Source organism: Novipirellula sp. (assembly GCF_041583735.1).
In the GTDB taxonomy this organism is placed as follows: Bacteria; Planctomycetota; Planctomycetia; order Pirellulales; family Pirellulaceae; genus Novipirellula.
Map to the genome: position 1 here is coordinate 1 of NZ_JBFHFD010000736.1, position 4,044 is coordinate 4,044.

A 4,044-nucleotide genomic window follows, 5' to 3' on the forward strand; every position below is an offset into this window, starting at 1 on the left:
ACGCAAAAGTGGAACACGCCTGTTTTCCAATATTCGAAATTGTTCTCAGGCTTTTCCGCATTATCGAATTCGAACAATTCAATGCCGACGCGATCACCGGTGGCCAAGTGAGCAATTCGAAATCGCCCCCAGCCTTTGCCAAAGACGTCATCACACATCACCCCGATCGCGGAATCATCCGAGACGATTTCGGTGGGAGGCATGATGACGTACCACCCCAATGTTTTCGTATAGAATTCGACCGCTTGCTCTAAATCGGTCACCGAGATGCCGATATGCGAAAAAGTTCGTGGGTAAGTCATTCTATTCTTCCCTTAAGTATTGGGATGGTGATGTCATTAACGGTTGGAAAGCGAACGCTTTCTGATTGCGGTAGCGGGCAGAATTGCCCATGACGAGAGCTGGAATCCGCATCCGTTCTTTTATACCCGGATTTAAACGTTGCCTTACGCGATCCCATCAAAATCGCGGTGATTCAGCGACTTTTATCGAATCGGCTTCAAACGCAGCGGCCCCCCTTTGGAGATATCAATGACGTTGGCCCATCATCCAACGCGAGAAGTTATGATAGAGGCCCCTCCCCAAACACGATCTTGCCTTCACCCCCTCCCGCCTGCGTGTGATTACCGATGCATCAACTCTTCCCAATGACCGATTGGTCTTGGCAAAAAATTGGCCTGCGAACTCGTACCGTCCTTTCGATCGTGTTCGCGAGCTTGGCCACGTTTTCCGCCGCTCAAGAAACCGAGCCCCCTGTGACCAACTCGGATACTGCGGTAGCGGGCAATGAACAGGTCGCCGAAATCATGCGGACCCGGCCGGGACGCGGGGTGATGCGTGACGACTCGCTGCCCACCCCCGTCGACGAAGCGTTGACCACGTTCGACGTTTTGGACGGATTCAAAATCGAAGCGGTCGCTGCCGAACCGGTCGTCTCGCAGCCGCTGTTTTTGTCGTGGGATTCTCGCGGCCGGATGTGGGTCGTCCAGTACCGGCAATATCAATTTCCTGCGGGATTGAAAATCGTTCGCTACGACCAGCACCTGCGTGCGGTGTTTGACCGTGTCCCCGAACCGCCTCCGCATGGCACGCCCGGTGCCGACAAGATCACCGTCTTCGAAGACACGAACGGGGACGGCGTCTACGACACGCACAAAGACGTGATCGACGGACTGAACATTGCTTCGGCCGTCCAAGTCGGCCACGGCGGAATCTGGGTTTTGAATCCGCCCTACTTGTTGTTCTATCCCGATGCCGATGGCGACGATGTGCCGGACGCCGCCCCCGAAGTCCACCTCAGCGGATTTGGATTACAAGACACTCACTCGGTCGCCAACAGCATGATGTGGGGGCCGGACGGTTGGTTGTACGGTTGTAACGGCAGCACCACCGTAGGCGACGTCAGTTCCGCAGTGACCAAGGGCGTTCGTTTTCAAGGCCAATGCGTTTGGCGGTACCATCCCGACAGCAAAGCGTTTGAAATCTATGCCGAAGGGGGCGGCAACAACTTCAGTCTCGACATTGATTCCAAAGGCCGCGTTTTCACCGGCACCAACGGTGGCAACACACGAGGCTACTATTTTCCCCAAGGCAGCTATAGCGAAAAGAATTGGGGCAAACACGGACCGCTGACCAATCCCTATGCCTTCGGATATTTCACCGCGATGAAATTCGAAGGAGATGGACGACGGTTCCCGCAAGCCTTCTGTATCTACGAAGGAGGGCTGTTCCCGAAGGATTTTAGCCAAAACATCATTGCTCCGAATTCGCTGCACAACTTGGTTTGGCGGAGCAAGCGGATCCCCGACGGATCGACTTACCGAACCGTGGACGAGCCGAATCTGATCGAGACGCCCGACCGTTGGTTTCGCCCCGTGTACGCTGGCGTGGGTCCCGATGGCGCCGTCTATATGGCCGATTGGTACGACAGCCGGCTCAGCCACGTCAGCCCCGTCGATGATTGGCACAAGGAAAGCGGACGGGTTTACCGAGTCGTCCCCGAAGGAAAAACGGCCAGCTATCAACAAGGCGATCTCAGCCGCGCCGACAACCAAACGTTGATCAAGCTTTTCTCGCACGAAAACAAATGGGTTCGGCAGCGTGCCGTGTTGGAATTGGGCTGGCGAGGCGACTCATCGGTAACCGACTCACTCGCCGTACAAGTGGATCAATCGGCTTCGCTCGAGGCATTGTGGGCATTGAACCTACTCGGCAAATTTGACAACTCCTTGGCCACTCGCTGGCTCTCGCACTCCGACCCCCACGTCCGTCGCTGGGTCGTGCGTCTATTGGGCGATCGACACGAAGACCACCGTGGACTTGCGACAATGGCGGCGACCGAGACGGATGTGCAAGTCCGCAGCCAATTGGCAGCGACCGCAAAACGACTCTCACCCGATGTGGGACTGAGCATCGTTTCGGCACTGTTGCGACATAACGACGATGCCAACGATCCGCACATGCCGCTAATGAATTGGTGGGCGATCGAAGCGCACGCCGATTCATGGCCTGCGATCGAGTCGATGTTCGCCGATGAATCGTTGTGGCGCACGACGATGGTGAAACAAACGATCTTGAAACGGCTCGTCCAGCGTTATGCGTCGGCCGGCGGTGCGGAGGACTTTGAGCATTGCAGTCAATTGATCGCGATGGCGCCGGATGATGCGTCGCGTGGCGAATTGATCCAGGGGATCGATTTGGCATTCCAAGGCCGTGCGATTCCCAAGTTGCCTGAATCACTCGACAAGGCATTGGCGGATTACAAGGCGTCGATCGGCCAATCGGATTTGATCCTGTCACTGCGTCGTGGGGACGCCGCGGCGATCGACGAAGCAAACAAACTGCTTTCGAGTCCGCAATCGAATTTGCCGTTGGCGATCGAGGTGGCGAACGTGTTTGGCGAAGTCCATCACGCGGCGGCCGCGAAGAGTTTGCTTGCGTTGGCAACAGGAAGCAGAACGTCCGAACCGGCGCTACAGCGAGTTGCAATCGCTTCGCTTCGCCAATATGACACCGATTCGATTGCAGGCGTCTTATTATCGTCCTTTGGCAACCGAATTTCGGCAGAGCATGGATTGCGAGCCGCCGCCTGTCGGACGCTTGCATCGCGACCGACGTGGGCGAAACAGTTGTTGACGGAATTGACGCAGTGGCGAGTGCAACGCGAACACATTCCCTACGACGTTGTCCAGCAGCTTCGCAGTTACGATGATCCGGAAATCGTCCAACAGGTCGAAGCGGTGTTTGGTCCAATCTCAGCTACCGCGACGCCCGAGCAAATCGAGCAAACCAAACGGCTTCGTGAGATGCTTGCCGCCGAGCTAGGCGATGCGGAAGCGGGCAAGTCGATTTTTGCCAAGACCTGCGGTAATTGTCACCAATTGTTTGGCGAAGGGGGCAAGACGGGACCGCCGCTGGATGGATACGAACGCGGCAAGATCGGTTTCTGGGTCGATTCGATCGTATTGCCAAACTTAGAGATTCGCGAAGGCTACCAGTCGTACTTAGTACTGACCGACGACGGCCGCGTGATCAACGGGATCATTGCCGAGCAGACGCCGACCACGGTCACGCTGCGAAACGCCGACAATCAAACGACGATGATTCCACGCGAAGAGATCGAAACGCTCAAGGCATTACCGACCTCGCTAATGCCATCGGATTTACTCAAAGAGATGAGCGACACGCAGATCCGCGCCCTCTACGCCTACCTCTCGCTCGGAGCCAAGTAGACAGCCGGCGCGTCATTCGCGTCTTGACGCAGAGAGCAACTCCGCGGTCAGCGCAAGTCACCTCTCCCGAGCGCAGCTAGGGAGAGGTCGGACGGGCCCCACAGGCCTCGTCCGGGTGAGGGCCAACCACGCAACTTAGCGCACGGTGGCTTCTACTTGCTCGGTCGCCCTCACCCGAGCAATCGCTGAAGGCTCTGCTCGACCTCTCCCAAACTCCGTTTGAGAGAGGTGACTACTTGTTGCATGCCGGCGTTTGATTGTGAAGCAGCGAAAGCTGCGGCAGTATGAACTTCAGAGGCATTCGCGTGTTGAC

2 protein-coding genes are annotated in these 4,044 nt (G+C 56.6%); one reads left to right on the top strand and one right to left on the bottom strand.

All coding sequences use genetic code 11. The features are described from left to right. Positions 1 to 302, bottom strand: a 302-nt coding sequence (locus tag ABX962_RS31860) for a VOC family protein (protein ID WP_372725660.1), incomplete at its 3' end; no start/stop codon positions are given. 327 nt (positions 303 to 629) lie between these two features. On the opposite strand from ABX962_RS31860, the gene ABX962_RS31865 reads away from it, so the two are divergent. Beyond that, positions 630 to 3,731: a c-type cytochrome gene (locus tag ABX962_RS31865; protein WP_372725662.1), complete on the top strand. Its 3,102-nt coding sequence runs from the start codon at positions 630 to 632 to the stop codon at positions 3,729 to 3,731. Positions 3,732 to 4,044: the final 313 nt, after the last annotated feature.

Coding starts and splice junctions, on each gene's coding strand:
- ABX962_RS31865 (WP_372725662.1), top strand. CDS start 630: ATGCATCAACTCTTCCCAATGACCGATTGGTCTTGGCAAAAAATTGGC.